At 43.6% G+C, this 24,837-nt stretch carries 25 protein-coding genes and 1 riboswitch; of the genes, 15 read left to right on the forward strand and 10 right to left on the reverse strand.

What is annotated here, in order from left to right:
• Positions 1 to 68 precede the first annotated feature (68 nt).
• From kynU to kynA, 3 genes are read left to right on the forward strand one after another with little or no spacing between them, the layout of a single operon-like run.
• Entirely contained in the window at positions 69 to 1,340 is a 1,272-nt protein-coding gene (gene kynU, locus ACTHPA_RS03940; protein WP_440498828.1) for a kynureninase, read from the forward strand.
• On the forward strand, positions 1,337 to 1,969 hold the full coding sequence (gene kynB / locus ACTHPA_RS03945) for an arylformamidase (RefSeq protein WP_440498830.1): 633 nt from the start codon (positions 1,337 to 1,339) through the stop codon (positions 1,967 to 1,969). Before kynU ends, kynB begins: the two co-directional genes overlap by 4 nt.
• On the forward strand, positions 1,966 to 2,784 hold the full coding sequence (kynA, locus tag ACTHPA_RS03950; protein ID WP_440498832.1) for a tryptophan 2,3-dioxygenase: 819 nt from the start codon (positions 1,966 to 1,968) through the stop codon (positions 2,782 to 2,784). The genes kynB and kynA overlap by 4 nt, the downstream gene beginning before the upstream one ends.
• Before the next feature lie 21 nt (positions 2,785 to 2,805).
• On the opposite strand, the gene ACTHPA_RS03955 is transcribed toward kynA, so the two are convergent.
• Positions 2,806 to 4,842: a DUF7800 domain-containing protein gene (locus ACTHPA_RS03955; protein ID WP_440498833.1), complete on the reverse strand. Its 2,037-nt coding sequence runs from the start codon at positions 4,840 to 4,842 to the stop codon at positions 2,806 to 2,808.
• Between the two features lie 190 nt (positions 4,843 to 5,032).
• Here ACTHPA_RS03955 and ACTHPA_RS03960 point away from each other — a divergent pair, with 190 nt between their 5' ends.
• Both ACTHPA_RS03960 and ACTHPA_RS03965 read left to right on the forward strand, forming a co-directional pair.
• Positions 5,033 to 5,896, forward strand: a complete 864-nt coding sequence (locus ACTHPA_RS03960; protein WP_440498834.1) for a D-alanyl-D-alanine carboxypeptidase family protein — start codon at positions 5,033 to 5,035, stop codon at positions 5,894 to 5,896.
• Positions 5,897 to 5,957: 61 nt separating this feature from the next.
• Complete coding sequence (locus tag ACTHPA_RS03965) at positions 5,958 to 7,268, forward strand: D-serine ammonia-lyase (RefSeq protein ID WP_440498836.1); 1,311 nt, start codon at positions 5,958 to 5,960, stop codon at positions 7,266 to 7,268.
• Positions 7,269 to 7,412: 144 nt separating this feature from the next.
• On the opposite strand, the gene ACTHPA_RS03970 is transcribed toward ACTHPA_RS03965, so the two are convergent.
• Positions 7,413 to 8,159 (reverse strand): YqcI/YcgG family protein, encoded by a 747-nt coding sequence (locus ACTHPA_RS03970; protein ID WP_440498837.1) that lies wholly within the window; start codon positions 8,157 to 8,159, stop codon positions 7,413 to 7,415.
• A gap of 132 nt (positions 8,160 to 8,291) precedes the next feature.
• Here ACTHPA_RS03970 and ACTHPA_RS03975 point away from each other — a divergent pair, with 132 nt between their 5' ends.
• On the forward strand, positions 8,292 to 9,143 hold the full coding sequence (locus ACTHPA_RS03975; RefSeq protein ID WP_440499207.1) for a dimethylarginine dimethylaminohydrolase family protein: 852 nt from the start codon (positions 8,292 to 8,294) through the stop codon (positions 9,141 to 9,143).
• A 255-nt stretch (positions 9,144 to 9,398) separates the two neighbouring features.
• Here the strand turns inward: ACTHPA_RS03975 and ACTHPA_RS03980 are convergent, their stop codons facing one another.
• The 4 genes from ACTHPA_RS03980 to fmdA form a co-directional block, all read right to left on the reverse strand.
• Positions 9,399 to 10,544 (reverse strand): hypothetical protein, encoded by a 1,146-nt coding sequence (locus ACTHPA_RS03980; protein ID WP_440498839.1) that lies wholly within the window; start codon positions 10,542 to 10,544, stop codon positions 9,399 to 9,401.
• Positions 10,545 to 10,896: 352 nt separating this feature from the next.
• Positions 10,897 to 11,055: a hypothetical protein gene (locus tag ACTHPA_RS03985; RefSeq protein WP_440498840.1), complete on the reverse strand. Its 159-nt coding sequence runs from the start codon at positions 11,053 to 11,055 to the stop codon at positions 10,897 to 10,899.
• Positions 11,056 to 11,184: 129 nt separating this feature from the next.
• Positions 11,185 to 11,454: an FmdB family zinc ribbon protein gene (locus ACTHPA_RS03990; protein WP_440498841.1), complete on the reverse strand. Its 270-nt coding sequence runs from the start codon at positions 11,452 to 11,454 to the stop codon at positions 11,185 to 11,187.
• A 12-nt stretch (positions 11,455 to 11,466) separates the two neighbouring features.
• The gene (gene fmdA / locus ACTHPA_RS03995) at positions 11,467 to 12,645 is read right to left on the reverse strand and encodes a formamidase (protein ID WP_440498843.1); all 1,179 of its coding nucleotides are present in this window, start codon (positions 12,643 to 12,645) and stop codon (positions 11,467 to 11,469) included.
• 329 nt (positions 12,646 to 12,974) lie between these two features.
• On the opposite strand from fmdA, the gene ACTHPA_RS04000 reads away from it, so the two are divergent.
• From ACTHPA_RS04000 to ACTHPA_RS04035, 8 genes are all read left to right on the forward strand, one after another.
• Entirely contained in the window at positions 12,975 to 13,391 is a 417-nt protein-coding gene (locus tag ACTHPA_RS04000) for a (deoxy)nucleoside triphosphate pyrophosphohydrolase (RefSeq protein WP_440498845.1), read from the forward strand.
• On the forward strand, positions 13,364 to 16,501 hold the full coding sequence (locus ACTHPA_RS04005) for a DUF3427 domain-containing protein (protein WP_440498847.1): 3,138 nt from the start codon (positions 13,364 to 13,366) through the stop codon (positions 16,499 to 16,501). The genes ACTHPA_RS04000 and ACTHPA_RS04005 overlap by 28 nt, the downstream gene beginning before the upstream one ends.
• Before the next feature lie 99 nt (positions 16,502 to 16,600).
• Positions 16,601 to 17,458 (forward strand): GIY-YIG nuclease family protein, encoded by an 858-nt coding sequence (locus ACTHPA_RS04010; protein WP_440498849.1) that lies wholly within the window; start codon positions 16,601 to 16,603, stop codon positions 17,456 to 17,458.
• A gap of 61 nt (positions 17,459 to 17,519) precedes the next feature.
• Entirely contained in the window at positions 17,520 to 18,110 is a 591-nt protein-coding gene (locus ACTHPA_RS04015; RefSeq protein WP_440498850.1) for a dienelactone hydrolase family protein, read from the forward strand.
• A 21-nt stretch (positions 18,111 to 18,131) separates the two neighbouring features.
• A complete protein-coding gene (locus ACTHPA_RS04020) occupies positions 18,132 to 18,569 on the forward strand; it encodes an NUDIX hydrolase (protein ID WP_440498852.1) in 438 nt (145 codons plus the stop codon).
• Between the two features lie 146 nt (positions 18,570 to 18,715).
• On the forward strand, positions 18,716 to 18,799 hold the full coding sequence (locus tag ACTHPA_RS04025) for a putative holin-like toxin (protein ID WP_440499208.1): 84 nt from the start codon (positions 18,716 to 18,718) through the stop codon (positions 18,797 to 18,799).
• A gap of 266 nt (positions 18,800 to 19,065) precedes the next feature.
• The gene (locus ACTHPA_RS04030; RefSeq protein WP_440498854.1) at positions 19,066 to 19,827 is read left to right on the forward strand and encodes a glucose 1-dehydrogenase; all 762 of its coding nucleotides are present in this window, start codon (positions 19,066 to 19,068) and stop codon (positions 19,825 to 19,827) included.
• 206 nt (positions 19,828 to 20,033) lie between these two features.
• Positions 20,034 to 21,182 (forward strand): MFS transporter, encoded by a 1,149-nt coding sequence (locus ACTHPA_RS04035; RefSeq protein WP_440498856.1) that lies wholly within the window; start codon positions 20,034 to 20,036, stop codon positions 21,180 to 21,182.
• 75 nt (positions 21,183 to 21,257) lie between these two features.
• Here ACTHPA_RS04035 and dapA read toward each other — a convergent pair whose 3' ends face one another.
• The 3 genes from dapA to ACTHPA_RS04050 all read right to left on the reverse strand — a co-directional run bounded on the left by dapA (position 21,258) and on the right by ACTHPA_RS04050 (position 23,954).
• Entirely contained in the window at positions 21,258 to 22,142 is an 885-nt protein-coding gene (gene dapA / locus ACTHPA_RS04040) for a 4-hydroxy-tetrahydrodipicolinate synthase (protein WP_440498857.1), read from the reverse strand.
• A gap of 129 nt (positions 22,143 to 22,271) precedes the next feature.
• Positions 22,272 to 22,450, reverse strand: a riboswitch (Lysine riboswitch).
• 160 nt (positions 22,451 to 22,610) lie between these two features.
• A complete protein-coding gene (locus ACTHPA_RS04045) occupies positions 22,611 to 23,333 on the reverse strand; it encodes a toast rack family protein (RefSeq protein ID WP_440498858.1) in 723 nt (240 codons plus the stop codon).
• Positions 23,334 to 23,666: 333 nt separating this feature from the next.
• Positions 23,667 to 23,954: a hypothetical protein gene (locus ACTHPA_RS04050; protein ID WP_440498860.1), complete on the reverse strand. Its 288-nt coding sequence runs from the start codon at positions 23,952 to 23,954 to the stop codon at positions 23,667 to 23,669.
• Positions 23,955 to 24,230: 276 nt separating this feature from the next.
• Between ACTHPA_RS04050 and ACTHPA_RS04055 the strand changes: the two genes are divergently transcribed.
• On the forward strand, positions 24,231 to 24,422 hold the full coding sequence (locus ACTHPA_RS04055) for a hypothetical protein (RefSeq protein ID WP_440498862.1): 192 nt from the start codon (positions 24,231 to 24,233) through the stop codon (positions 24,420 to 24,422).
• 70 nt (positions 24,423 to 24,492) lie between these two features.
• On the opposite strand, the gene ACTHPA_RS04060 is transcribed toward ACTHPA_RS04055, so the two are convergent.
• Positions 24,493 to 24,732, reverse strand: coding sequence for a YkuS family protein (locus tag ACTHPA_RS04060; RefSeq protein WP_440498864.1), 240 nt, complete (start codon positions 24,730 to 24,732; stop codon positions 24,493 to 24,495).
• Positions 24,733 to 24,837 lie beyond the last annotated feature (105 nt).

The raw sequence follows: 24,837 nt of genomic DNA on the forward strand, positions 1-24,837 counted from the left end.
ATGTTCAGAATGTCCTCGCCCCCACCAATATGCTATGCTTTTCTTAGCAAGACAAAAGGGGGATCTGTATGACACAACACACTTTAGCAAACGCACAGGAACGCGATCGGCAAGACAAACTCGCTTCCTATCGAGATGAATTTTACATACCGGCAGACACAATCTACATGGACGGCAATTCACTCGGTTTATTGTCGAAACGTGCTGAACAAACGCTGCTCGAATTGCTGGAGTCATGGAAAACGCTTGGCATCGATGGATGGACGGAAGGGGAGCATCCGTGGTTTTATTTATCCGAGCAAGTCGGGGAGAAAATGGCGCCGCTTGTTGGAGGAATGAAGGGCGAAGTCATTGCGACCGGCTCTACAACAACAAATCTGCATCAGCTCGTCTCGACATTTTACAAGCCGGACGGCAATAAAACAAAAATCCTCGCGGACGAATTGAATTTTCCCTCTGACATTTATGCGTTGCAAAGCCAGCTCCGACTAAAAGGCTTCGATCCTGACACGCATCTCATCCGTGTTAAAAGCCGAGATGGCCGTTATTTAGATGAAGACGACATTATCGAAGCGATGACCGACGATGTAGCGCTCATCGTGTTGCCGGCGGTTTTATACCGAAGCGGGCAAGTGCTTGATATGGAAAAGTTGACGAAAGCTGCGATTGAACGGAATATCCCGATTGGCTTCGACCTTTGCCATTCCATCGGTGCAGTTGAGCATTCGCTCCATACTTGGGGAACGGATTTCGCGTTTTGGTGCACGTATAAGCATTTAAACGGTGGACCGGGTTCCGTCGGTGGCTTGTTTATCCACGAAAAGCATTTCGGCAAAGTACCGGGGCTCGCTGGCTGGTTCGGCTCGAATAAGGAGTCGCAATTTGATATGGATCATACGATGGATCCCGCGTCGGACGTCGGTGCGTATCAAATCGGCACACCTCATGTGCTTAGCTTGGCGCCGGTTATCGGCTCGCTCGACATGTTCGAGGAAGTGGGCATCGCGACAATCCGTATGAAATCATTGGAATTGACAGGCTATATGCTCGAATTGATTGAACAGGAGCTGCAAGGATTCGGCTTTACAATCGGAAATCCGACCGACGGAACGCGCGGCGGCCATTTGTTGCTTGAGCACGAGGAGGCGGCACGCATTTGCAAAGCATTGAAGGAAGATGGCATCATACCGGATTTCCGCGCGCCGAATGGCATACGGCTCGCGCCTGTCGCTCTGTACAATACATTTGAGGACGTCTGGCAGACAGTGCAGAAGCTAAAGGTCATCATGGATGAAAAACGATACGGAAAGTTTGAGAATAAAAGGGGTGTTGTCGCATGACGGGTGAGTGGATCGATATATCACAGCGGCTGCATAATGAAATTGCCGAATGGCCGGGGGACACGCCGTTTTCCTACGAAGTTAAGTTCCCGAAAGCGGAAACAGGTTCTGTGAACATCGGAAAGATGACGACGAGTACGCATATGGGGACGCATATCGACGCGCCGTTTCACTATGACGATAATGGAATGAAAGTGCATGAGCTGCCGATTGATGTATATATCGGAAAAGCTCGTGTTATCGATGTTTCGGGACTTGAAAGCGTCGGAAAATCCGATTTGGAAGGAATCGATTTCGGTAGCGTGGAACGCATTTTATTAAAAACATCAAGCCGTCCAAACCCGGATGTGTTTCCGGAAACGTTTACCGTTTTGCGGTCGGATATCGGTCCTCTGTTGAAGGAGCGGGGAGTAAGGCTAATCGGAGTCGATACGCCATCCGTCGATCCGGAAGAGAGCAAGACGCTGGATGCTCACCATTCACTGCATGATAACGACGTCCTCATCTTGGAAAACATCGTCCTCGAAAACGTCGAGCCGGGAGATTATGAACTGATAGCACTTCCACTGCCGATTGAAGGCGGAGACGGAAGTCCAGTGCGCGCAGTCGTTAGGAAGTGGCAATCATGAGCGAAAAAGGGATCCATACCGACTTCAAGGATAATATGACATACGGCGAGTATTTGCGTCTCGATAAAGTTCTCACAAGCCAAGAACGGTTATCCGGCCACCACGATGAAATGCTGTTCATCATCATCCACCAAGTGAGCGAGCTTTGGATGAAGCTTATTTTGCATGAGCTGAACACCGCAATCGAGCTGATTGAAAAAGATGAACTGCCGGAAGCGTTCAAAATGCTAGCGCGCGTCTCCCGTGTACAAACGCAGATCATCCAGGCGTGGGATGTCCTTTCGACGTTGACGCCTGCTGAATATATGGAGTTCCGGGAAAGCCTCGGTCGCGCATCGGGCTTCCAGTCATACCAAAATCGACTGATTGAATTTGCGCTTGGCTACAAGCAGCCACATATTTTAAAAATCTATGAGAAAGACCCTGATCTTGCGGGTGAATTAAAGATTGCCTATGAAGCACCTGGAATCTATGACGTAGCCATCCGCGCTCTATCACGTGCGGGATTCCCAATCAACAAGGAATTGCTCACTCGCGATTTTTCCGTAACATACAAAGGCGATCCGACCGTGGCAGCTGCATGGCTCGAAGTATACCGCGATGTCGATCGTTATTGGGACTTGTACCAACTCGCCGAAAAGCTTGTCGATATCGAAGACAGCCACCAGCAATGGCGCTTCCGCCATATGAAAACGGTTGAACGGATCATCGGTTTCAAAACGGGCACCGGCGGTTCGTCGGGCGTAGACTATTTGAAATCCGTCCTTGACCATAAATTCTTCCCCGAGCTGTGGGACGTCCGGACGAAGTTGTGAATAAGTAAAAGCCTCGCCAGTTCACTTCGGCGAGGCTTCAATATCTTCAAATCGAATCTCTTTCATTTCTCCTCTTTTCATCTGCAACAGCGAATGCCTGATAACGCTTTTTCCCACGGTAACTATCCCGATATTGTTTTCCGTCTCGACAATCGCTCCCGTCTGCATCTCCAAATAGCGGAGACCTTCCTGCCATTTCGCATCCTTCGGGCAATCAATCGCCTTTTCGCCATTACGAATTGAAAACCCGACATCGCAATACCGGTAAATCGTCCTCTTCACTCGCCGTCTCGCATTGCCCCAAATCGCCATTTTCATAAACGTTCCCCAAATACCGGAGAAGCTCATATTATGGGACGGGCTGCTCGTGAACTGTAAAATGTCTAGCACTTCCCGTTTCGACGTCAATCGTGATCGGACTGCTGAAGCATAATGGACATCCCCTGACAGGATGATGCACTGGGACAGACTCCAATGAAACAACTGCCCGATGAAATCGGTGAATCCTTTGCCGTTATATTTCCAAGCCTCAAAATCAAGCACTTCGTGAATCGGAAACCCGAGCGCACGTAGTGGATAGACATATGAATGAAGAACAGATTCGATCAAGCCTAATCCATACAGCGGAGTAGGCGAGACGATTATAAGTGGATCCCCTCGTGTCCAATGGGACTTCAAAAGGGTCCGCGCTGTCACTTTCCAACCGGACGGGCCAATCAATCTCGGTGTCTGGACCGTCTCCTTATACATTCGCCCGACTTTCACCGGTTTCGGGTCTTGCTCAAAATGACGCATTGTCCTCGTATTTAAAAATAGCGCAGCAGGTGTAGTAGGCGCCACGAATTGCCAGCCATTAAATGACCAAAGCCGATTCGCCCAAACCTCATAAGCAGTTGAGTGAGCAATGAACCCGTCGAAATGACTACACATCGACTGTAGGAACCCCTCCCCGAACCGTTGTGGCTCATTGCCCCAACCTTGGAACGCCCAGTATGCACATAGCCCGTTCGCAATAACGTGTTTTCCCAAAGGCGAAGCGAGCACCGCACTGCGCCAGTCTGCGGATAAATTCCAGTCATCCGTCACATCATGATCATCAAATATCATATACGTAGGCATATTTGCAAAAAGCCTGCGTATTCGGTGAAGCGAACTGATCGCCCCCAGAAGATTCTTGGTCTGCTCTTCAAAACGGCCTCGATATTGCTCAAGTTCTTTGCGATCCTCTGGAAAATAAACATAGAATCCATTGTCTTCCACCAACTCATCAAACGATGGCAGAAAAACACCTTCCCATATCGCCGGACTCCAAGAGAGCAAGTACATCGCTGCATACTCACCGAACGTGAGCAAATGATTCGAAGCATTGGCCGAAGTGAACCGACAAAACCGTTCCGTTATAAATTGCCGTCCATTCACTTGCCAGATGGCCGTAGCAAATGGCTCCTCCTGCAAACCCGGATCGAATTGCCCAAGATCCTCATTACCAATATAGTGTTCGGCGACCGTTCTGATGACTGGAAACAAAGGATCCGCCACATCATCCGCATAAATTTGGTCGCCTGTAAGAAACAAAGCACTCGGCCGTCCTGCAAGATTCCTCATTTCCTTTTGTAGAAGTTCATCTGCTGCAACGAGGGCATCATCTCCCTTTCCATGAAATTTCCGACAAGATGCATATAGAAAAGTTGGAGCTGCAGTAGCGGGGATGAAAAACGAAGGGTAGGGAAGTCCATCGTACGTGATGGAATCTTCATTTTTGTGAATCAACCCGAGGCTAGCCAAATTATTTATAATTTTTCCAACGCGAAAAAGCAGGTCATAGCCAAGGAGTGTATCCGTTGGGAATTGCCCACGCACCTGTACAAGGTGAATGAACAAACGATGGCCTGCTCGTATTGATGTCGTATTCGTGGCGGTGTCAAGCGGCACAAGCGTGTCAAGACAATAAACGGCAGCGTCCACCTCAACAGGACGGTCCGTCGCCACCCAAATGGCAACAGATTCCGTGTCTACCCGCCGTAACATAGGCCCTGCTAAAATCCCCGCACTCTCCATGCAAATCACCACCATCACTGACGTTATTACTATTAGCGTATTCAGTCTTGATGACGATGGTGTGTGCAGGATGATGAGGGGTTTTGCCACCTCTGCCCATCTTCAGAAATTCTTCAGAAAATCCATGCATGAATCTTCATCTTCTTTGTAGACAATAGATGTATGAATAGAAAAAGGTGAGGTTCATCCAATGAAAAAAATACTAATGATTCTACTTTTCGCCGCATTGGCGTTTTTCTTCCTCATTAAAGATAAAGATGCTCGTAAAGAAGCAGACCCTCTCTACCACGAGGCGAAGGCCGCTATCGTCCTTGAAGCGGATTCGGGAAAAATCCTCTACGAGCAAAATGCGAAAGAAGCACTGCCAATTGCAAGCATGTCAAAGCTGATGACCCAATATATCGTCCTTGAAGCAATCTCCGACGGCCACCTCTCATGGGACAGCCAATACGAGCCATCCACTGCCGCCTTGAACCAAACGCGACATGCCGTCATATTAGGGATGGACAAGAACAAAACATACAGTGCTCGTGAGCTATTTACAGCCATGACTGTCACTTCCGCAAATGATGCTGCTATCGCACTAGCTGAGATGGTGAGCGGATCGGAAGAGGATTTCGTGAAAGAGATGAATAAGAAAGCAAAACGATTTGGCTTGCGCAACACTCATTTCATCAATGCAACAGGGCTGGATGAAGAAGAAACGAACCGTGCTTCCGCCAAAGATGTTGCTGCGATTGCAAACGAACTTCTCACACAATATCCCGAAGTGCTGGAATTCACCCGCCTGACAGACTTTACAACAAGTGAAGGGACAAAGCTATGGAGCACGAACCTTATGCTCCCCGGAATGCCGCAAGCAATGACAGGAATGGAAGGATTGAAAACAGGATATACCGAGGAAGCAGGGCCATGTTTCGCTAGCACAGGCATCTATGAAGGGAAACGGATCATCACAGTCGTCATCGGCGTCGGGGAGGACAGCAAGGATACTGCGCCACGATTCGAGCTGACACGTGACCTGATCGACCGTTATGTTTTGAATGAATCATAGAAGAGAAGTAACGACCTTGCATGGTATAATGAAAAAAAATTTGCATAAGGGGTCGATACCTGTGAATGAAACCGAAAAAGCGAAGTGGATCGAAAAATTGCCATTACTGCAAAAAATCATTGAAAAGCAGGAAGTATTATGGCGAAACCCGTTGAACGGCGACAGTGCATTCGGGATCACTCAAACGGGCATTACTGAGGCTGATGTGAAGGACGCGAGCGACCGGTTGAAACGTTTTGCTCCGTACATCGCAAAAGTATTTCCCGAGACATTAGCGGCAAACGGTATTATTGAGTCGCCGATAACGAGGATTCCAAAGATGAAAGAAGCACTCGCCTCTACATATGAAACAGAAATAGTAGGGGAATTACTGTTGAAACAAGACAATGCGCTTCCGATATCAGGCTCGATTAAAGCACGTGGCGGCATTTATGAAGTGTTGAAACATGCTGAAACGCTTGCTATCGAAAACAGGCTCCTCCATAAAGATGATAACTACGAGAAATTTGCTGAGCCGGTATTACGTAATTTATTTGCAAAGCATAAAATAGCTGTCGGTTCGACAGGAAATCTCGGTCTGAGCATCGGCATCATGAGTGCGAAGCTCGGCTTCAATGTTACCGTCCATATGTCCGCAGATGCGAAGCAATGGAAAAAGGATCTCCTACGGGAAAAAGGTGTGACAGTCGTCGAATATGCGGATGACTATAGCAAAGCAGTAGAGGAAGGCAGACGCCAGGCAGAAGCCGACCCGCTTTGCCACTTCGTCGATGATGAAAATTCGCTCGACCTTTTCCTTGGTTATGCCGTTGCAGGAGAACGAGTCGCTGCGCAATTAAAAGAACATAGCATACAAGTCGATGAGAACAATCCATTATTCGTTTATTTACCGTGTGGGGTTGGCGGGGGACCTGGCGGTGTTGCGTTCGGCCTGAAGCTTCAATTCGGGGACAATGTCCATTGTTTCTTCGCGGAACCGACACATTCACCATGCATGACAATCGGCATGATGACAGGCTTGCATGATAAAGTTTCAGTCGCAGACTTCGGCTTGGACAATCAAACAGCGGCGGACGGGCTTGCAGTCGGTACTCCATCTGCATTCGTCGGCAAAAAGATGGAACTGCTTCTCGAAGGGTGCTACACAATTGCGGATGAAACGATGTTCAAGCTATTAACAATGATTGCCGATACCGAAGACATCCGCCTCGAACCATCAGCACTTGCGGGAATGACAGGACCTGTTCAAGTAATCCGTAATGAAGTACCTTTTGCGAATGACGCAAAAGCAACCCATCTCGTCTGGGCAACTGGCGGCAGCATGGTGCCCGAAAATGAAATGGATATTTACTATGGAATCGGCAGGAAATAATCGAGCTATTTCCCGGGAAATCGACGAATTTCGGGAAATATTCCGTTAATATTTTCTCCCTCAACCGCTATAAATAGGACTTTTAAGTCGAAATATGGCCTCTAGAAGCAGGAAATAACTAAATGGAATATGAAAAGGGGCCGCTCATTGGGCCCCTTTCATTTCCTTATGTGAAAACGGACATTTCCCGACAATCGGTTCGATATCGTCGCCGATGAAAAACTGTTTCCATTCATTATGTGAAGGATCTCCGTAATGGCTAATGTCCGGATGCTTCGGCAATTGATCCCACACTTCGACACGTTCACGCACCTTTTCCCTCGACATAATGCCGCCTTTTTCGGTACCCTTCAATCCTTCGAAAATGCGTCTAGGTTGGAAGCCGAGCACCATCGACTGCCCCAAATCCCTAGTCTTCCGTTGCTTATAGGCAGGCGCGTTCCCGAATACGAAGATTGGTTCACCGCCAAAATGGAAGTCCCATAAATAATGATCAGGATCGCGTGGACTATTAGCTGGCCACTCCACTTCATCGACATCATGCAAATATTGCAGAATGTCCCAAAATTCCTTTCGGTAAGCCTCCAAATCACCTTCCGCCTCAAAAGGCTCCACGAAGACGAACAGCCCATGCCGCTTATGCTTCGGATCATCGAACAACTTCAAAAAGGCATGTAACGCGGAAGGCAAGTTGGACCAATCATCCTGCGTCACATACGCATAACGCAATTCCCCCTTCAATTCGCCGCCCATGCCGAAATAACAAGGAAACGTCTTATCCGTCACAGTCTCACGGAACGTCTGATAGCTTTCCAATAACCACTCCGGCAAATCTGATCGAGTTGCAAAATCCTCTTTCGTTAAAAGCGTAGTAGTCTTTTCATCAATCATTCTAAATCCCCCCAACTTATACTTATAGTCAATCGTTCATTTCCCTTATCAGGGGAGCATAAAACTAGTGGTTTAGTTCAATTAGAAGAGGGAATAGTCGATATGGAGAAAAAAGATGTGGAGGATGAATGCATGAGTTCCCCTGTGGAAGATCAATCAAAAACGAAGGTTAATACAGAATACGATACGTTAAAGAAAGTTATCCTTTGCCAGCCAAAATTCATGGCAATCGAAGACGTCATCAATGACACCCAAAAGCAATATGCAGATGAAAATATAGACGTAGAACTTGCGATGAAGCAGCATGAAGAATTCGAAAAGCTGCTCCGTGAACACGGCGTTGAAGTGATCAAGTTACCTTCATCGGAACAATTTCCCGAGCAAGTCTTCACGCGGGACATCGGATTCACGGTCGGAGAAGATGTATTTGTCGCCGAGATGGCGAGCGATATCCGAAAAGGGGAGGAAGAGGCCCTTGAGGAATTTCTTGAAGACGAAAATATCCCTTACCAAACGACGACAGACAGAGTTGAAGGCGGGGATGTCATCGTTGATCGCGACAAAGTATATGTCGGCATCAGCAGCCGCACATCGGACGAAGCTGTCCGCAAGCTACAGCGCGATCTGCCAAAACATAACATTATCCGCGTACCATTCAATGAAAAATATTTACACCTTGATTGTGTATTCAACATACTGTCGCCTGAAATCGGACTCATCTTCCCGGAAGCACTTTCAGCAGACATGGTCGAAACACTTTCAAGCACATATAAGCTGATCGAAGTATCTCCGGAAGAGCAATTTACGATGGGTACAAACGTATTATCAATCGGAGACGGCAAAGTATTCAGCCTCCCGCAAAACGAACAAGTGAACACCGCCATGCGCGCCCACGGATTCGAAGTCATCGAAGTCGACTTCTCAGAAATCATCAAATCCGGCGGCTCCTTCCGATGCTGTTCCATGCCGCTCGAGCGGGAATAAACCTCACGAAAAGTGAGGTTTTTTTATGGAATCGACTCCAAAAGCGCGTAAATGCTGAATTTCACGCATAAACTGCCAGAAAACCGCATAAGTCCATTTAAATGCGCATAAACAGACTAGAGACGCATAGACCGATATTTCTACGCAAAATCATTAGAAGCACGCATAAATCCCGCATGTATAGATAGTATTTAGCGCAAAAAAACAAGCACCTATATCTGGATGCCTGTCGTTTAAGCAGTCTATGACCATGAGTTATTTTTTGCTAACATCTTCATACGTGACATAGTAAATTTTATTCTTAGCATCGTAATTTACAGTAATCTTATAGACAAAGCCGGCAACTTCCCAATTTCTTGATGAGGGATTTTTGCTTTTTGACGTTGGATTTCCAAAATTCCCATCTATATAATGTACCTTTGCTTCAATTGTTCCGTTGGAATGGACTAACTGATAAGAAGCTGCCACTTTAAATTGATTTTTATTCTGTTGTACGAGAGTGAATGAAAGGTTTTGCAATCTGTCTACCACCACATTCACCGGTGCAGCAGGTGCCGTGTAATACGCCTTTTTAGTAATGGTTCCATATCTATCTGTCAATGGATACGAAAGTTCATTCACTTGCCCCGGCAGAAGTCCGTTTATCGTAACGGCTTCCTTTCTGACATTTCCTTTACTATCGGTAATCAAGATGTTAACTGTAGCTGAGTACCTTTTCGTAGTTGCATCATATTTCCACGTTGCATCCGGAGAGAAAGTAAAATCTACGTTTGCAATTGGAATTACCAACGTTGTATCGTGGACTTTCACATTATAATTCAATCCGCTTACAGCCAGTGATTGTGCCGCTGTAACAACAGGCTTCCCAACGGACCAATTCTCAACTTTATCGTACGTTAAAATGAATTGATTGCTTGAAGGGTTATACACCCATTTTGTATTTTCCGCAACCGTGGATGTAATAAACGGAACATGGATCTTTTGTGATACAGTTCGTGCACTTGAATGAACTTTTCCAGTATGCTTTCGATTATCATCAATGGTATAGGCAGAAATTTCGTATTCAACGTCACCTCTGACTGACGATACATCAACTACCGCCTCATACGTCCACACCTTCTCGCGGACCTTAGTGACCGTTATGTTTTTTGATCCAGGAATTGAGACAACGAGCTCAGGCCCGTCAATAACGACTGTACCTGTTAATCGAACCTCCTTCGCATACCGCGGAACGATGACTTCATTATACGTAATACCACCTTTCCGGTCATTCTGCTCTGTTCGAAATGTTTGTTTCTTGCCTTCCTTCGATTTTGCATTGACAACTGCTCCACTCGCACTAAAAAGCAACAAACCTGCAACCACAATAGATACAAGCTTTCTTGAAAAGACTTTCCCCATTTGACACTCTCCTCTTATTTTATCACCTGAGGGCCGTTTACATTATATGCAAAAAGAGATTTAGGTGTGCATGGCACTCTGATACATTAAATAATTATGGAGAGGAGAATATACGAAAAACACGGAGAAAGTTTGACTTTTTTCAACAGATTAAGATAAAAGACCTCATTATAGATACATAATAATTAAGCACCAACTACTATCCTATAAATAAAGAGCAGCTAAGAGTCGGTGATAAGGTTACTAAGTCGGTGATAAACGCTCGAGAGTCGATGATAAAGTCGCTTAAGTCGGTGATAACTCTCTCTCCGTACAACAAAAAAATAGGACTACCCGAAGATAGCCCCTTTCTTTAAACTTCCGACTCCACAATCTGTTTGTTATCGTGCATCGGACTTTCATATGCAACAAGCGTAACACCGAGCTCATCCTCTAATGTACTCAAAGCCCTCAACTGCTCCTCATTCAACTCTGCAAGTAGTGCGCGTTCGTGTTCTCGTTCAGGCATCATAAGCTACACACCCTTTCAAATTTAACGTTAGGGTAACCAATCGCGGATGGGATATACTAAATCAACTGAGCGCAAAAAATCCACAAAGGCTGATAAAGCCTCTGTGGATGTATACTTGTCCGATTCACATTATCCGACTTGCCAAGGACGATTGACCTTCGATTTTTTCTTTGGCTGCTTAGCCCCTAATTCAGCACGTGTCATTCGCTGAGGTTCCATTCCTTTTTCGATCCGTGAACTAACCTCTCTAGAAAGAGAATGCAAGTTAGGTGCTAAAAAAACTCGATTTGAGACGTGTCCACAGTCCGGGCAGTCTGCTATTTCTTTATTGCCAGCCATTGACTTGAAGAACAGCGTAAATTCACCGCACTCCTTGCAACGGAATGTATAATTAGGCAAAATGATTCCTCCTTATTTCGGCATAATATCCTTATCGAAAATTTGAGTAGGAATCGCGATTGTACAGCAAGCATTCGGAATATCGACAATGCCGTTGATACGACCTTCAACCGGCGCCGTACTCAAAAGCATATACGCCTGCTCGCCTGTATATCCAAGTGTCTTCAAATACTCGATTGCATTCAAGCACGCTCTGCGGAATGCGATATTCGCATCCAAATACGTCTGTTGCCCATTGCGATCATCAACGGAAATCCCTTGGAACACGAGATAATCATTGTAGTTCGGCTCAACCGGACCAGGCTGGAACACAGGGTTTTCGTGAATTTTATACTTTTCCATGCCGCCCTTAATAATGTCCACCTTCAACTCGATCCAGCCGGACATCTCAATCCCGCCGCAGAACGTAATCTCCCCGTCCCCTTGGGAAAAATGAAGATCGCCGACCGATAACTTCGCCCCTTCGACAAAAGTCGGGAAGAAGATCCTTGATCCTTTCGATAAATTCTTAATATCACAGTTTCCGCCATTTTCCCGCGGTGGCACAGTACGCGCGCCTTCTTTCGCAACTCTATCAAACTCTGCGCCAGTTAACGTACCAAGCACCACACTTTCCGATGTAGGAGCGTTTGCAAGCGCAGGCACCCGATTCGGATCCGTATCTATCAGTTTTTGCTCTCGATCATTCCATTTTTGTAAAAGCTCCATAGAAGGGGCAACACCAATGAGACCCGGATGAATAAGCCCTGCAAATTTCACGCCAGGCACATGTCGCGAAGTTGTATAAATACCTTCAAAGTCCCAAATCGACTTTTGAGCCTCCGGAAACTCGTCCACTAAAAAGCTTCCACCATTCTCCTTCGCAAAAATCCCATTAAAACCCCATTCATACCCCTGATGCGCTCCGATATCCAAAATATCGACAACAAGCAAATCACCAGGTTCCGCACCATTCACATATACCGGGCCACTCAAAACATGAACACGCGAAAGATTCACCTTCCGGACATCCTCTGCGCTATCATTATTTCCAATCTGCCCATCCGTCCATTCCTTACAATCCATTCTAAAAGAAGTACCAGGATCTACAGAAAAAGCAGCAGGAATATCCGGATGCCACCGATTGTGACCCGGATGTGCTTGCTCTTCCATCGGCTTACTCAAATCTAAAGCATACATTGTTTTCGCCATTCCTATTCCCCCAATCATAGATTTTGAATGCGCCTTCATAGTAGCAATAATATAGTAAACTGTCAAATAAATATGAAATTTGTAAAACTTGGATTTATAATGGTGTCGATTAGGAGAATTCGGAGATGGGTGGAGACTGGAAGAGCTATATTTTTTGAAGGGGAAAGGAGTACGAGGTTGCTTGTCTCATTGAATTTATAAAATTCATTCAGCTAAATTGGGAGAAGTGTTACAATGGGAACAGTATCCAGTTTTTTTCGACAACTAGTCGTAGAGAATATCATGCAAGTTTGAACTAATTAATTTAGTAAAGCAGAGGAGATTTTAAAATGACTAAAATCGTCCATGTTGTTGGTGCAATCATTCATAACGAAGAAGGTAACATTCTTTGTGCGCAACGTTCTGCAAGTATGACATTGCCTGGTTATTGGGAATTTCCAGGCGGAAAAATTGAACCAGGTGAAATACCACAGACTGCTTTGCTTCGTGAAATAAAAGAAGAACTTCATTGTGATATTGCAGTGGGACAATTTGTTGAAGAAACCGTATATAGATATGACTCATTTACAGTGCGTTTAGAAACCTATTTTGCTGAGATAATCAAAGGAACACCAATTGCTTATGAACATAGTGAATTAAAATGGGTACCATTCAAAGAGCTTTTTTCGTTACAATGGGCACCAGCAGACATTCCAGCCGTCGAAAGGGTGATACAACAATGCAAGAAGGGATTTACGAGCAATTAATCAACAAGCAAATTAAAACTGAATTGGACGAGCTTCCAGATATTTTTTCTGTGGAAAAGGAAGGAATAGACGAAGCAGAGGCAAGAGTTCTATTATCCAGTTATATTTCATCTGTAACTAGGAATGCGTTATCACATATTCGAGACGGTGGAAATAAGGAAGATGCACTGCTTAGTCAAATTCAAATTTGTAATGAAATTATCGATGTGCTTCAAAAAAAACTAAATGATGATGATTTTGGGGAACTTAAATTAGATGAGCATGCAGAGATTCTCACCTCGATTTATAAAACAATTAATACTGCTCAATCTTTAAAAAAGAAAAAAAGGGTTAGACCTGTTACCCCATTAACACAAAGCTCTTTATTCACCGGATCACATGCCGAGCCTAATATGTTGGAGGAGTTAAAAAAGGAAATTGCTACTTCTGATGAAATTGAATGGCTCGTTTCATTTGTGAAGTGGTCTGGTTTGCGCATTATTATTGAAGAGCTTCGTAATTTCACTGAACGAGGCGGCAGTCTAAGAATTATTACAACATCATATATGGAAGCGACAGATTATAAAGCACTTCACGAGTTAAGTAGGCTCCCTAATACTGAAATTCGGGTTTCTTTGGATAAAGAAAGAACACGTTTACACGCAAAAGCATATTTGTTCAAACGAAAAACAGGGTTTAGTACTGCATATATAGGCTCTTCAAACCTTTCCAACCCAGCACTAACCTCTGGACTTGAGTGGAATTTAAAAGTAACAGAGAAAGATTCATTTGATATTATTCGGAAATTTGAAGCTACCTTTGAAGGTTATTGGAATGACGAAGAGTTCAAAAGTCTGTCGGCTGATGAAAAAGAAAACTGGTCTAAAGTTCGTCAATCTTTGACAAAAGAACAAGTGGCAGAGACGAATGAGCAGTATTTCCTTGATATTCGACCGTACCATTACCAGCAAGAAATTTTAGATGAACTGGAAGTTGAACGTACTGTACATGGGCATATGAAAAACTTAGTCGTGGCGGCTACTGGTATTGGCAAGACAGCCATATCTGCCTTTGACTTCAAGCGTTTCATGCAGCAGAAACCGAATGCGAAGTTATTGTTTATCGCCCATAGAGAAGAAATCCTTAAGCAAAGTATGTATACTTTTCGTGCGATTTTAAAGAACAACAACTTTGGAGAAATGTTTGTCGGTCGTTTTGAACCTACTTCTTTCGACCAACTTTTTATGAGTATCCAAAGCTGGAATAGTCGAAAGATGATAGAAAAAACAACGGCTGGCTATTATGATTTTATCATTGTGGATGAATTTCACCATGCTACAGCACCGACATATAGAACTTTGTTAGAGTATTACGAGCCTTCCATTTTATTAGGTCTAACAGCTACCCCTGAACGAATGGATAATCAAAATGTACTTAGTTATTTTGACGACCGAATTGCAACTGAAATGCGATTAACAGAGGCGATCGACCGGAAATTGTTAAGTCCCTTTCATTATTTCTGTGTAACAGATAATGTTGATCTTTCAGCAATTAAATGGTCAAGAAGAGGTTACGATACTGACGAGCTCACAAATGTTTATACTTCAAATGACCGTCGCAGTGATCTTATTATCCACAGTATCAATACGTATGTTACTGATCTAGATCAGGTAAAAGCTTTAGGATTCTGTGTGTCAGTTGAGCACGCAAAATATATGGCTCGGTACTTTAACTCAAAGAAAATACCTTCTATCGCTTTGCATGGAGAATCGTCTGATGAGGAGAGAAATACAGCAAAGCGAAAATTAGTGAGTGGGGAAATTAAATTCATATTCGTTGTTGATTTATACAACGAAGGAATCGATATCCCCGAGGTCAATACAGTGCTATTTCTGAGACCAACTGAAAGTCTTACTGTATTTCTACAGCAATTAGGACGTGGATTACGTCTTGCAGAAGATAAAGAATGTTTAACTGTATTAGATTTCGTAGGACAAGCGCACGCAGATTATCCATTTGAAGAGAAGTTTAGGGCACTAGTTGGAAGGACGAAGCATTCCATTCGACATTATATTGAAAAAGGCTTCTATCAATTACCGAAAGGTTCCATCATTCAGATGGAGAAGCAAGCAAAGGAATATATATTACGAAATGTAAAAGAAGTAAAAAATACTAAACAAAATCTTATTACGAAGATCAAATACTTTGAAGAGGATACAGGAGAGAAGCTTACGTTATCAAACTTTCTTCATTATCATCATCTCACGCTTGCTGAATTTTATGGAAGGGGAAAAAACAGATCCTTTGAAAGGCTTAAAGTTGAAGCGGGGATCACAGATGATTTTAATAGCGAATATGAGGAAGTTGTAACAAAACGAATTCATGCTTTGTTCCATCTAGACTCAGCTGATCTAATCGAATTTTATCAGAAATACTTAGTGGGCGGGTTAATTGAAAATGAAGAACAGCAGCTGATGGTGGGGATGTTATACTATTCGTTCTTCGATGCGCCTCCAAAAAGTTTAGGATTCAGGTCAATGCATGATGGTATACAAGAAATCATTTCAAATGAAGTTCTTAAAAGTGAAATACAGCAAGTACTAGACGTGTGCATGGATAAAATCCGTTTAGTTGAAAAGCCATCGCCATTCGACTATACATCTCCACTCCGTGTTCATGCGCAATATACATCTGACCAAGTTCTTGCTGCTTTTGGTTATTTTAATGAAGAAGCCAAACCAGCATTTCGAGAAGGAGTCAAATACTTTGAGAATAAACAAACCGATATATTCTTCATCACATTAAACAAATCGGATAAGGATTTCTCACCATCGACGCAGTATGAAGACTATGCGATAAGTGACCGACTATTTCATTGGCAATCACAGAATAAGACTTCAGACACGAGCCCGACTGGCAAGCGATACATTAACCACTGGCAAAAGGGAAATAAAATTGCTTTGTTTGTTAGAGAATATAAACAAAAGGACGGTTACACTTCACCATTTGTTTTCCTAGGGACTGCTGATTATGTAAGACATGAGGGCAATAAGCCAATAAGTTTTGAATGGCGATTACATGAACGAATGCCTGCATGGCTACTACCGCTGGCGAATAAGAGTGTTTTATAATAATTAGTAAACAACTTAGCTTAATTAGCAATCCTAGAACACCAGACAACTAAGAACTGAACCATCGACGTTCATAGAGAGAATATGGGGTGGAAATAAATGAAGAATGATCGAACAGTAATGTTCTATTTTCCTGATGTGAAGCACGCCAATTCGTTGCGTATTATTCAAGATCCGACGAGTCAGATCCGTGGGTTTTATTTCACGAAGAGTCGGTTGAATGACGTTGAATCGTTGGAGTATGCAAACAATCATGCCGTTTATTTTTTGTTTTCCGATTCTGATGAATCGAGTGTGTATGTTGGTCAGTCCGTGAACGGCATTAATCGGATCAAATCCCATTTGCGTGAAAAAGACTTTTGGCAGTTCGGCATCTTGTTTGTGACGGATAATAATAGTTTTGATAAATTGAGCATTGATTACTTGGAGTATTATTTCATCCAAGCATTTTCCAGGACGCAGTACAGTTTGGAGAATCGCGATATGCGCACGGTTGAGCCAAACGTCAATGTGTTCAATCAATCGACTCTTAATTCATTTGCCTCCCATATTCAATTCTTGCTGGAAGCGTTAGGGGTTTCTTTCCGTGTGAGTATTCCAACTGAGATTGCAGTGAATGATGAAGTTGAAGTTTTTGAGGCGAAGTCGCCGTATGAAGCGTCGATTCTTCTTGCGGATGGGAAGTTCGTTTTGCAAGCCAATTCAATCATTTATGCACCATCTGAACATACGAAGGATTGGAGCGATGGAGGCACATTTTACAATCGAAATCTTCGAAGATATGAACAATTGATTGATTCAAATAAAGCCGTTAAGCTTGATGAAGGCTCTGCGAAATTAATTGATGATGTAGAATTCAACAGTCCAAGCATGCCTGCGGAGCTCTGTTCCGGTCGAGCTCAAAATGGGTGGATGTTTTGGAATGGGTTGAATGAGAAGAGGAATAAGGAAAAATAAGTTAGGCAGAGCTCCATTGTTCTGGGGTTCTGCTTTTTAATACTCAAAACGGAGGTGCGCATTGAACTTTATTCAACAAGGATCATCCACCGCAGTAATTGTCGTACACGAGATTTATGGGCTGAATCGGCATATGAAGGATATTTGCGAATCCTTGGGTGAACAAGGTTTTGATGTGTTTTGTCCTGATTTACTTGGCCGTCCAGCTTTTGACTATGTGGAAGAACAAGAGGCTTATCGTTATTTCATGGATCATGTGGGGTTTTTACATGCAAAGCATAAAGTGGAGAATCTGATCGATGATGTGCGGACTGCATATGAAAAGGTCGTTATTGTAGGTTTTAGTGTAGGGGCAACGGTAGCTTGGTTGTGTAGTGAGGATGGGCGTGTTGATGGTGTGGTCGGATATTATGGTTCGCGTATTCGACAGTTTTCGGAGTTGCAGCCGAGCTGTCATGTTTTGTTGTTTTTCCCTCGGAAGGAGTCTTCTTTTGACGTCGCTGAATTACTGTTAAACTTACAGGAAAATAATGTAAGATATTGTCAATTTGAAGGTGAACATGGTTTTAGTGATCCATACTCGGATCGATTCGATGAAATGTCAGCGCAAGAGGCCTTTCGAGAAATGAGTAGGTTTATTAGGGAAATATGAAGTAAGAATGGAGGGGATCATATGTTCATCGTAAACACAGAAGCAGCCATCTACCGTGACGGCCGTTATTTGCTATGCCAAAGAAGTGAAAAGGAAGATCACGCACCCGGCGGATTGGCGTTGATTGGGGGAAAGGTTGAGATGGAAGGGGCTTCTTCGGATATTTTAGAGCGGACGATTGCGCGTGAAGTCCAGGAAGAAGTGGGGCTTGTTATCGAAGGGCATCCACGGTATGTATATAGTACAAGCTTTGTGTCAGATCTCGGGGAGCCGGTTGTAAATGTTATCTTCTTATGTGAGCAATTCAGTGGTGAGCCATACGCTGTTAGTGCTGATGAAGTGGCGGCTTTGTTTTGGATGACGCCTGAAGAGGTGTATGAGCATCCAGAGGCTGCGGATTATTTGAAGGATTATGTCAGAAAAGCGGAGGACGTTCGTTTGAAGGGTATTTCGGTTTAATCTAACGATTGAGTAATTTGAACGGTTGTCCTAATTGTTTGGGAATAAAGCTAGGAGTACGAACGTATGTGTGGTATAATAGAAGAGTAATAGAATAGGTGACTCAAGGATGATCGGCCATTTTCCCGTGAAGGGAGGTGGTCGATATGACAGTATTCGAAGCAATGATGCTGGTATTTACATTTGCAGCACTGATTGTAGCTATATTGTCATCAAACGACAAAAAATAACCCATCCTTGAGTTAGCCGCTCAGATGGGTTATTCCTATCGCCGCCGATCCCCTATGGGAACCTACGCTATTATATTGACCGTTCAATGCGCACCATTGAGCGGTCTTTTTTACTTTATTCATTCTCTACCCCTATTATACGTATTCTATTCGAGTTGTTCAAGTTATTGGGAACAAAGGAGACTACAATTAGTAAAAGAAGTGGAAAAGGGTTTTCATACGATATGTCGAATGAAGGAGGTATTCAAGAAAAGGAGGCAAATGGAATGGGAGAATTGATGAAGGGCAAAGTGGGGATAGTTACAGCAGCTGGAAATGGCATTGGAAGAGCAAGCGCCCTAGCCTTTGCGGAAGAGGGAGCAAAGGTTGTTGTTTCTGATGTGAGTGAAGAAGCAGGGATGGAAACTGTGCGGATGATTAAGGAAATGGGCGGGGAAGCTATTTTTGTCTACTGTGACGTTTCACAGGAGCAACAGATTATTGATCTGGTAAAGCGAACTGTCGAAGAGTATGGGCGTCTAGATTGGGCACATAATAACGCGGGCATTGGTGCACCATCCAAACCGATTGCAGAAACGGAGACTGCAGACTGGGATCGTTGCATCCAAGTTACGCAAACGAGCTTGTACTTATCGTTGAAGCATCAAATCCCTGCGATGTTGAAATCGGGTGGCGGAGCGATTGTCAACACGGCATCGACGTCCGGCTTGCTCGGATCGGAAAACTTGGCTACTTATAGTGCGGCGAAATGGGCGGTTAATGGGCTGACAAAATCGGTGGCACTGGAATACGCTAAAAAGGGCATCCGCGTCAATTCGATCTGTCCTGGCATGACGTTGACATCAGCTGTAGAAGCATGGGCAAAAGAAGTGCCGGAGCAGGCGAAATATGTAGAGAACGATATTCCGCTTGGACGTATGGGGCGTCCTGAAGAACAGGCCCAAGCTGCGGTTTGGCTCTGTTCGGATAAAGCTTCCTATATTACCGGGGTGAATCTAGCTGTTGACGGGGGACAAACTGCGAAATAGGAAGTCGAAAAATAATCCATCCTTGAGTTGTACAAGCTCATGTAGGATGGATTATTTTATTTATACAGGGTTTTCACATCTTCATTCTATGATGAGAATCCATTTTTAATCTTTCTGAGCAAAAGTTGAGAAAAAATGTGTTAAGATATTCAAATAGTTTTTCGCAATCAACTAGGGACTTTTATCAATCAAAGAGGCGAGCACCTATGATATTAAGAAATGTATTACTTATCGTTCTTGGCTTTCAAATCGTCATTAACGCAACCCGTCCAATCATTACATTATCCGCATACGACATGGGTGCTTCCATGTTGGAAATTGGGATATTGACAGCGTCCTTTGCCGCGTTGCCGCTGTTAATCGCTGTTAAGGCCGGGAAATTAACGGATGCAATTGGAGATCGCCTTCCGGTCATTCTTGGTTTGCTAGGGATGGCGATCGGGATGTTGGTTCCTTACTTATTCGAATCGATTTGGGCATTATACGTCAGTCAAGTTTTTGTAGGTTCCTCTAGTATATTTATTGCTATCTCTTTACAAAATGTGCTTGGCAATCATGCGACAAAGGAAACACGGGATTATTATTTTAGTATGTTTGCATTAGCTGTTGCCGCAGGGGCATTCGTTGGTCCCGTAATGGGTGGTTATTTATCTGAGCATTTTTCTCATTCTGCCGGTTTTCTCGTATCTATGATTATTTGCATTCTTTTAATCGCTTTTGCTTTTTTTATACCAGTCGTACTGAAGGAGCAGCCCGCAGAAAAAGTAAGTCTTCGTTCTTCGTTGCAGCTAGTGAAAGAACCTCTCATTCAAAAAGCGTTATTTTCAAGTGCGCTTGTGCTGTATTCAAAGGACATTTTCGTTGCTTACTTTCCGCTGTACGGAAAGGAAATAGGACTCTCAACCTCTACAATTGGTTGGATCCTTGCCATTCAAGGATTGGCGACGATGATTGTCAGGTTTGTTTTGCCTAAATTACTGCAGCTGTTTGGTCGCGAAGTTGTTTTATTCAGTTCTATTTTGCTTGCAGGTTCTTCTTTTCTCGTTTTCACTTCATCTAGTAACATCATTCTTTTTTGTGTTTTTAGCTGTCTGATGGGGTTTGGATTAGGGTGTGGTCAGCCGATTTCTATGACGACAACCTACAATGCTTCGCCAAAATCGCGTACGGGTGAAGTTCTTGGTATTCGATTAATGACCAATCGGCTTTCTCAATTCATTGCACCGGTCTTTTTCGGGGCGGTGGGCGGCTGGGTAGGTGTAGTATCTGTCTTTTATGTTAGCGGAGCTTTCCTAATCGGCGGTGCGTTTGTGATGAAGCCTAGAAAAAATAAAGGTGAATCAGAAACGGAATAGGTATAGTTTGGTGATACATTATTAAAAAAACAATCCATCCCCGAGGATAAATGCTCGAAGGATGGATTGTGTTAATTAGATGGTTACTTCTTCATTGTTAGACAGTGCACGTTCTAGCGAATATAGTTGTTCTTCATTCAACGGAATCATCGGCAAGCGAACGCCGCCGACTTGGATTCCTTTAAGATTCAACGCTGCTTTTACAGGTGAAGGATTCGGGGCTGCAAAGAGTGCTTTCATCCTCGGCAATAGTTTGCGGTGATTGTTGGCAGCCTCTACTATATTGCCGATTTTGAAATTGCGGATCATCGTTTGCATTTCATTCCCCAACACATGAGCAGATACAGAAACGACGCCTGTTCCGCCAATTGATAGCACTGGAAGCGTTAGCGCATCGTCGCCGCTATACAATGAGAAACCTTCACGTGTACGTTCAATAATTTCAGCCATCGCGTCTAAATCACCGCTCGCCTCTTTCACGGCAACAATATTTGGAATTTCCGACAGGCGGATCGTCGTTTCGACTGACATGTTGACAGCGCTGCGCCCTGGAATATTGTACAGCATGACCGGTAAAGAAGTGGCCGCCGCAATCGTTTTGAAGTGTTGATATAACCCTTCCTGGCAAGGCTTGTTGTAGTACGGAGTGACAAGCATGATGCCATCGACGCCTGCATCTTCTGCATGCATTGTCAGTTCGATTGATTCTCTCGTGTTATTCGAGCCAGTTCCGGCAATGACCGGGACTCTTCCGTTCACCACGTCCACTGTAAATCTGAACAACTTCACTTTTTCTTCGTTCGATAATGTAGGGGATTCACCTGTCGTCCCTGCTACTACCAAGCCGTCTGATCCATTTGCGATTAAGTGATTGATCAAGCTCCTCGTTGCTTGGAAATCAATCTCACCATGTGCATCAAAAGGAGTTACCATTGCTGTTACAATTTGTCCGAAATTCATTGTTTCTCCACATCCTGTCTTTTATTTTGGTAAATAAAATAGAGGGAGAAGGGCAATTGAAAAAAAGAACACAAAAAGCAACAACGAGGGCTCGTTGTTGCTTGAAATAATGAAATAAATTATTTCTGTGCATAAGATAGCCCTCCATATAGTTTCCTATATGACAATCCTGGACTTATTCAACCCAGAACCAGCTTCGAGATAAATGAGAGTCTCTCCACTTCGGCAAATTCCCCTTTCCACAATCTTCATAGGATCTCATTGTCCTCTGATTGTGTACTGATGGTCTTTGCGCCTCTATCCTTACTTCAAAACTTGCGAAATAAGATATTATTAAATTAACTATCACTTTACAACGAATCATGCGAAATTGCAAGTGAAACGTGAAAATAATGTGAATTTATGATTTGCCAAGTATATTATTAAGGCCTTTTTACTATATTTCGAGGTGTTAGTAGTAGACTCAACTCATTCGGCCGTCTTAATTTTTACATCGCCAACGCCGATGTCGAGGGAAATGTCTATGATCGTGTCTGCTCCTGAATAGGCGTCATTGACATATACGCCATCGTTTTGTTTCGTGAAGTCTTTCAAATCAACCCTTCCAATCCCTTTTGAAACATTTACTCTAACGCCGGTCTGTTTCGGAAGGATAATCGTTACGTCGCCAACTCCTAAGTCAAAATCAGCACGGAAGCCTTTATTCCATTCGCCGCTCAGATCGATGGTGGAATCACTAACACCGCTGTCAATGGAAAGGCTATTTAGCTGGAGTCCTTCAAGGTTCAAGGTCGATTTTGAAACACCCATGTCAACGTTCAAATCGATAGGAATTTCATTTGTCAATTGGAGATCCCATTCGTTATCGACGTTGCGTTTATTGAAGCCGAATATTGTTCCTGAGCCTTGCTTAATTTTGACGAAGCCGACGTCCTTCCGAGTCTTATATGTTACTTTCGGCTCCAGTCGTTTGTGATTATAGGAAAACTCCCCGCTGACCCATTCAGGGGCACCACCTTGGATGTACAAGTTGCCAACTCCGAAGTCAATATCCACATTCAATGCGTCGGCATTGTCTTTTTCAATTGAAATATCATTTCCACTAGCTTTTGCAAACCACTTGTTATACCCATACGTGCCGAAGACGACTAAAATAACCGCCAGCAGTGTGGCCCATAGAAATTTGTTCATATCCATTCTCCTTCTGTCCCATTTTATTCTATTCTACCTTATTCAATTGAATAACTTACCAGTCGTATGTTTGATTTTCACCTACGTCTCAAGGCTGAGGGGAATTGCATTGCTCTGTTTCTAACATGTTTTGTCCCGTTCGTTAATATATTGGTAAAAAGAGTGACGGAAGGATGAGGGAATGAGGCGGGTGTTTCTATATTCAGCAACTGTGTTTGTCGGTATTGCACTGGGCATCATCATTACAATTTTAATGGAGTCCTAATCATTCATGAAAAAACAGAGCCTACAGCGGCTGCCTTAGGTTCTGTCTTACATATACATAAATCCTATTTACATATTTTTTGATTCCAAGTCAAAGATTCGTGATTTAATGCTCATGAGTTCCTTTGAGACAGCTTGTCCTTCGGAAATGCGCTGGCTAGTTTGGTGCTCAAATTGACCGCCAATTTCTTCTAAAAGATGATCGACTCGATCAAACCGGCTATGCATTTCTGATTTTAAGCTGCCAACATCGGATTTAAGATCACTCATTTCCGATTCAATATTGTCGACCTTGGCGTTTAAACTACCCATCTCCAACTTTAACCCTTCAAGCAATTGAAGTATCCTTTCCTCCATCTCTATATCCTCCTTTCCATATCGTCTGGTGTCTACGTAATCGTGGTTAGTCTGTTGTTTATAGTATACAGTAAATGTAAAAGAAAGTCTATTCCGACAAGAACGTTTGTTCCGTGTCATTGTAGTGCTTTGAAACTATGATATTTATTTAAAATCATAAAAACTGTACACTTACCTCTTGTCCTGTCTGTAAATTGACGTACTCTATGGAGACGGGGGAATCGTGAATCCAAACCGCGCACTTCCCTTGTCAATCAAAGGGGAGGAGGTATGGACATGTCGTTATTTTTTGAAGATGAAATAGAGAAGGTAAAGGGGAAACTCAATCCTTCGGAGTTAGAGGAAATGATGTCGCAGGACCCTCGCCTGAATGGACAATTAGATGAGCTTCGCGCTTTTCAACGTAGATACAGAGCGGAACAGCTGGAAGCTTCACGCAGACGTCAGACATATTATTATCATGCTTGAGTAATCAATGCAGCCCGCCAATCATTCAGTCGATTGGCGGGTTGTATTGTGGATTCTGTTTCGGGGAAGCTTATTGGAGGAGACTTGCTTTTTCTTCAACTGCTTGGACAACGTCATCAATTGACATGCCTTTCATCGTGATGACAGGGAAATTGAATTCATGTGTATTCCCTTCGTTGAGTGCTCGGACGATTCCGATGTCATAGCCGGTCACGTCTTCGTCCGTTGTAAACATCTTTGCTTCATAGCCTTTTGCTACCAGTGCATTCATGACGTCTTCATAAGGCTGTTCAACAGCAATTTTCACCATTTTCATTTTCCTCCTTTCATTCATATCCAAAGTTCTACAATACGGTTCCCTGAATTGATGGATTTATGAGTGAAGGTGTGCAAATCTCGGTTAATCGAAGGGCCG

Source organism: Sporosarcina sp. SAFN-015 (assembly GCF_051966875.1).
Lineage (GTDB): Bacteria > Bacillota > Bacilli > Bacillales_A > Planococcaceae > Sporosarcina.

Excerpts from the sequence above, each read along its gene's own strand:
- ACTHPA_RS04050 (WP_440498860.1), bottom strand. The coding sequence starts at position 23,954 with ATGGAGGAAAGGATACTTCAATTGCTTGAAGGGTTAAAGTTGGAGATG.
- ACTHPA_RS03970 (WP_440498837.1), bottom strand. The coding sequence starts at position 8,159 with ATGATTGATGAAAAGACTACTACGCTTTTAACGAAAGAGGATTTTGCA.
- ACTHPA_RS04060 (WP_440498864.1), bottom strand. The coding sequence starts at position 24,732 with ATGGTGAAAATTGCTGTTGAACAGCCTTATGAAGACGTCATGAATGCA.
- ACTHPA_RS04030 (WP_440498854.1), top strand. The coding sequence starts at position 19,066 with ATGGGAGAATTGATGAAGGGCAAAGTGGGGATAGTTACAGCAGCTGGA.
- ACTHPA_RS04045 (WP_440498858.1), bottom strand. The coding sequence starts at position 23,333 with ATGAACAAATTTCTATGGGCCACACTGCTGGCGGTTATTTTAGTCGTC.
- kynU (WP_440498828.1), top strand. The coding sequence starts at position 69 with ATGACACAACACACTTTAGCAAACGCACAGGAACGCGATCGGCAAGAC.
- ACTHPA_RS03980 (WP_440498839.1), bottom strand. The coding sequence starts at position 10,544 with ATGGGGAAAGTCTTTTCAAGAAAGCTTGTATCTATTGTGGTTGCAGGT.
- ACTHPA_RS03955 (WP_440498833.1), bottom strand. The coding sequence starts at position 4,842 with ATGGAGAGTGCGGGGATTTTAGCAGGGCCTATGTTACGGCGGGTAGAC.
- kynB (WP_440498830.1), top strand. The coding sequence starts at position 1,337 with ATGACGGGTGAGTGGATCGATATATCACAGCGGCTGCATAATGAAATT.
- ACTHPA_RS03975 (WP_440499207.1), top strand. The coding sequence starts at position 8,292 with ATGAGTTCCCCTGTGGAAGATCAATCAAAAACGAAGGTTAATACAGAA.
- ACTHPA_RS03960 (WP_440498834.1), top strand. The coding sequence starts at position 5,033 with ATGAAAAAAATACTAATGATTCTACTTTTCGCCGCATTGGCGTTTTTC.
- ACTHPA_RS03985 (WP_440498840.1), bottom strand. The coding sequence starts at position 11,055 with ATGATGCCTGAACGAGAACACGAACGCGCACTACTTGCAGAGTTGAAT.
- ACTHPA_RS04010 (WP_440498849.1), top strand. The coding sequence starts at position 16,601 with ATGAAGAATGATCGAACAGTAATGTTCTATTTTCCTGATGTGAAGCAC.
- ACTHPA_RS04035 (WP_440498856.1), top strand. The coding sequence starts at position 20,034 with ATGATATTAAGAAATGTATTACTTATCGTTCTTGGCTTTCAAATCGTC.
- ACTHPA_RS04055 (WP_440498862.1), top strand. The coding sequence starts at position 24,231 with ATGTCGTTATTTTTTGAAGATGAAATAGAGAAGGTAAAGGGGAAACTC.
- ACTHPA_RS04005 (WP_440498847.1), top strand. The coding sequence starts at position 13,364 with ATGCAAGAAGGGATTTACGAGCAATTAATCAACAAGCAAATTAAAACT.
- ACTHPA_RS04020 (WP_440498852.1), top strand. The coding sequence starts at position 18,132 with ATGTTCATCGTAAACACAGAAGCAGCCATCTACCGTGACGGCCGTTAT.
- fmdA (WP_440498843.1), bottom strand. The coding sequence starts at position 12,645 with ATGGCGAAAACAATGTATGCTTTAGATTTGAGTAAGCCGATGGAAGAG.
- ACTHPA_RS04000 (WP_440498845.1), top strand. The coding sequence starts at position 12,975 with ATGACTAAAATCGTCCATGTTGTTGGTGCAATCATTCATAACGAAGAA.
- kynA (WP_440498832.1), top strand. The coding sequence starts at position 1,966 with ATGAGCGAAAAAGGGATCCATACCGACTTCAAGGATAATATGACATAC.
- dapA (WP_440498857.1), bottom strand. The coding sequence starts at position 22,142 with ATGAATTTCGGACAAATTGTAACAGCAATGGTAACTCCTTTTGATGCA.
- ACTHPA_RS04025 (WP_440499208.1), top strand. The coding sequence starts at position 18,716 with ATGACAGTATTCGAAGCAATGATGCTGGTATTTACATTTGCAGCACTG.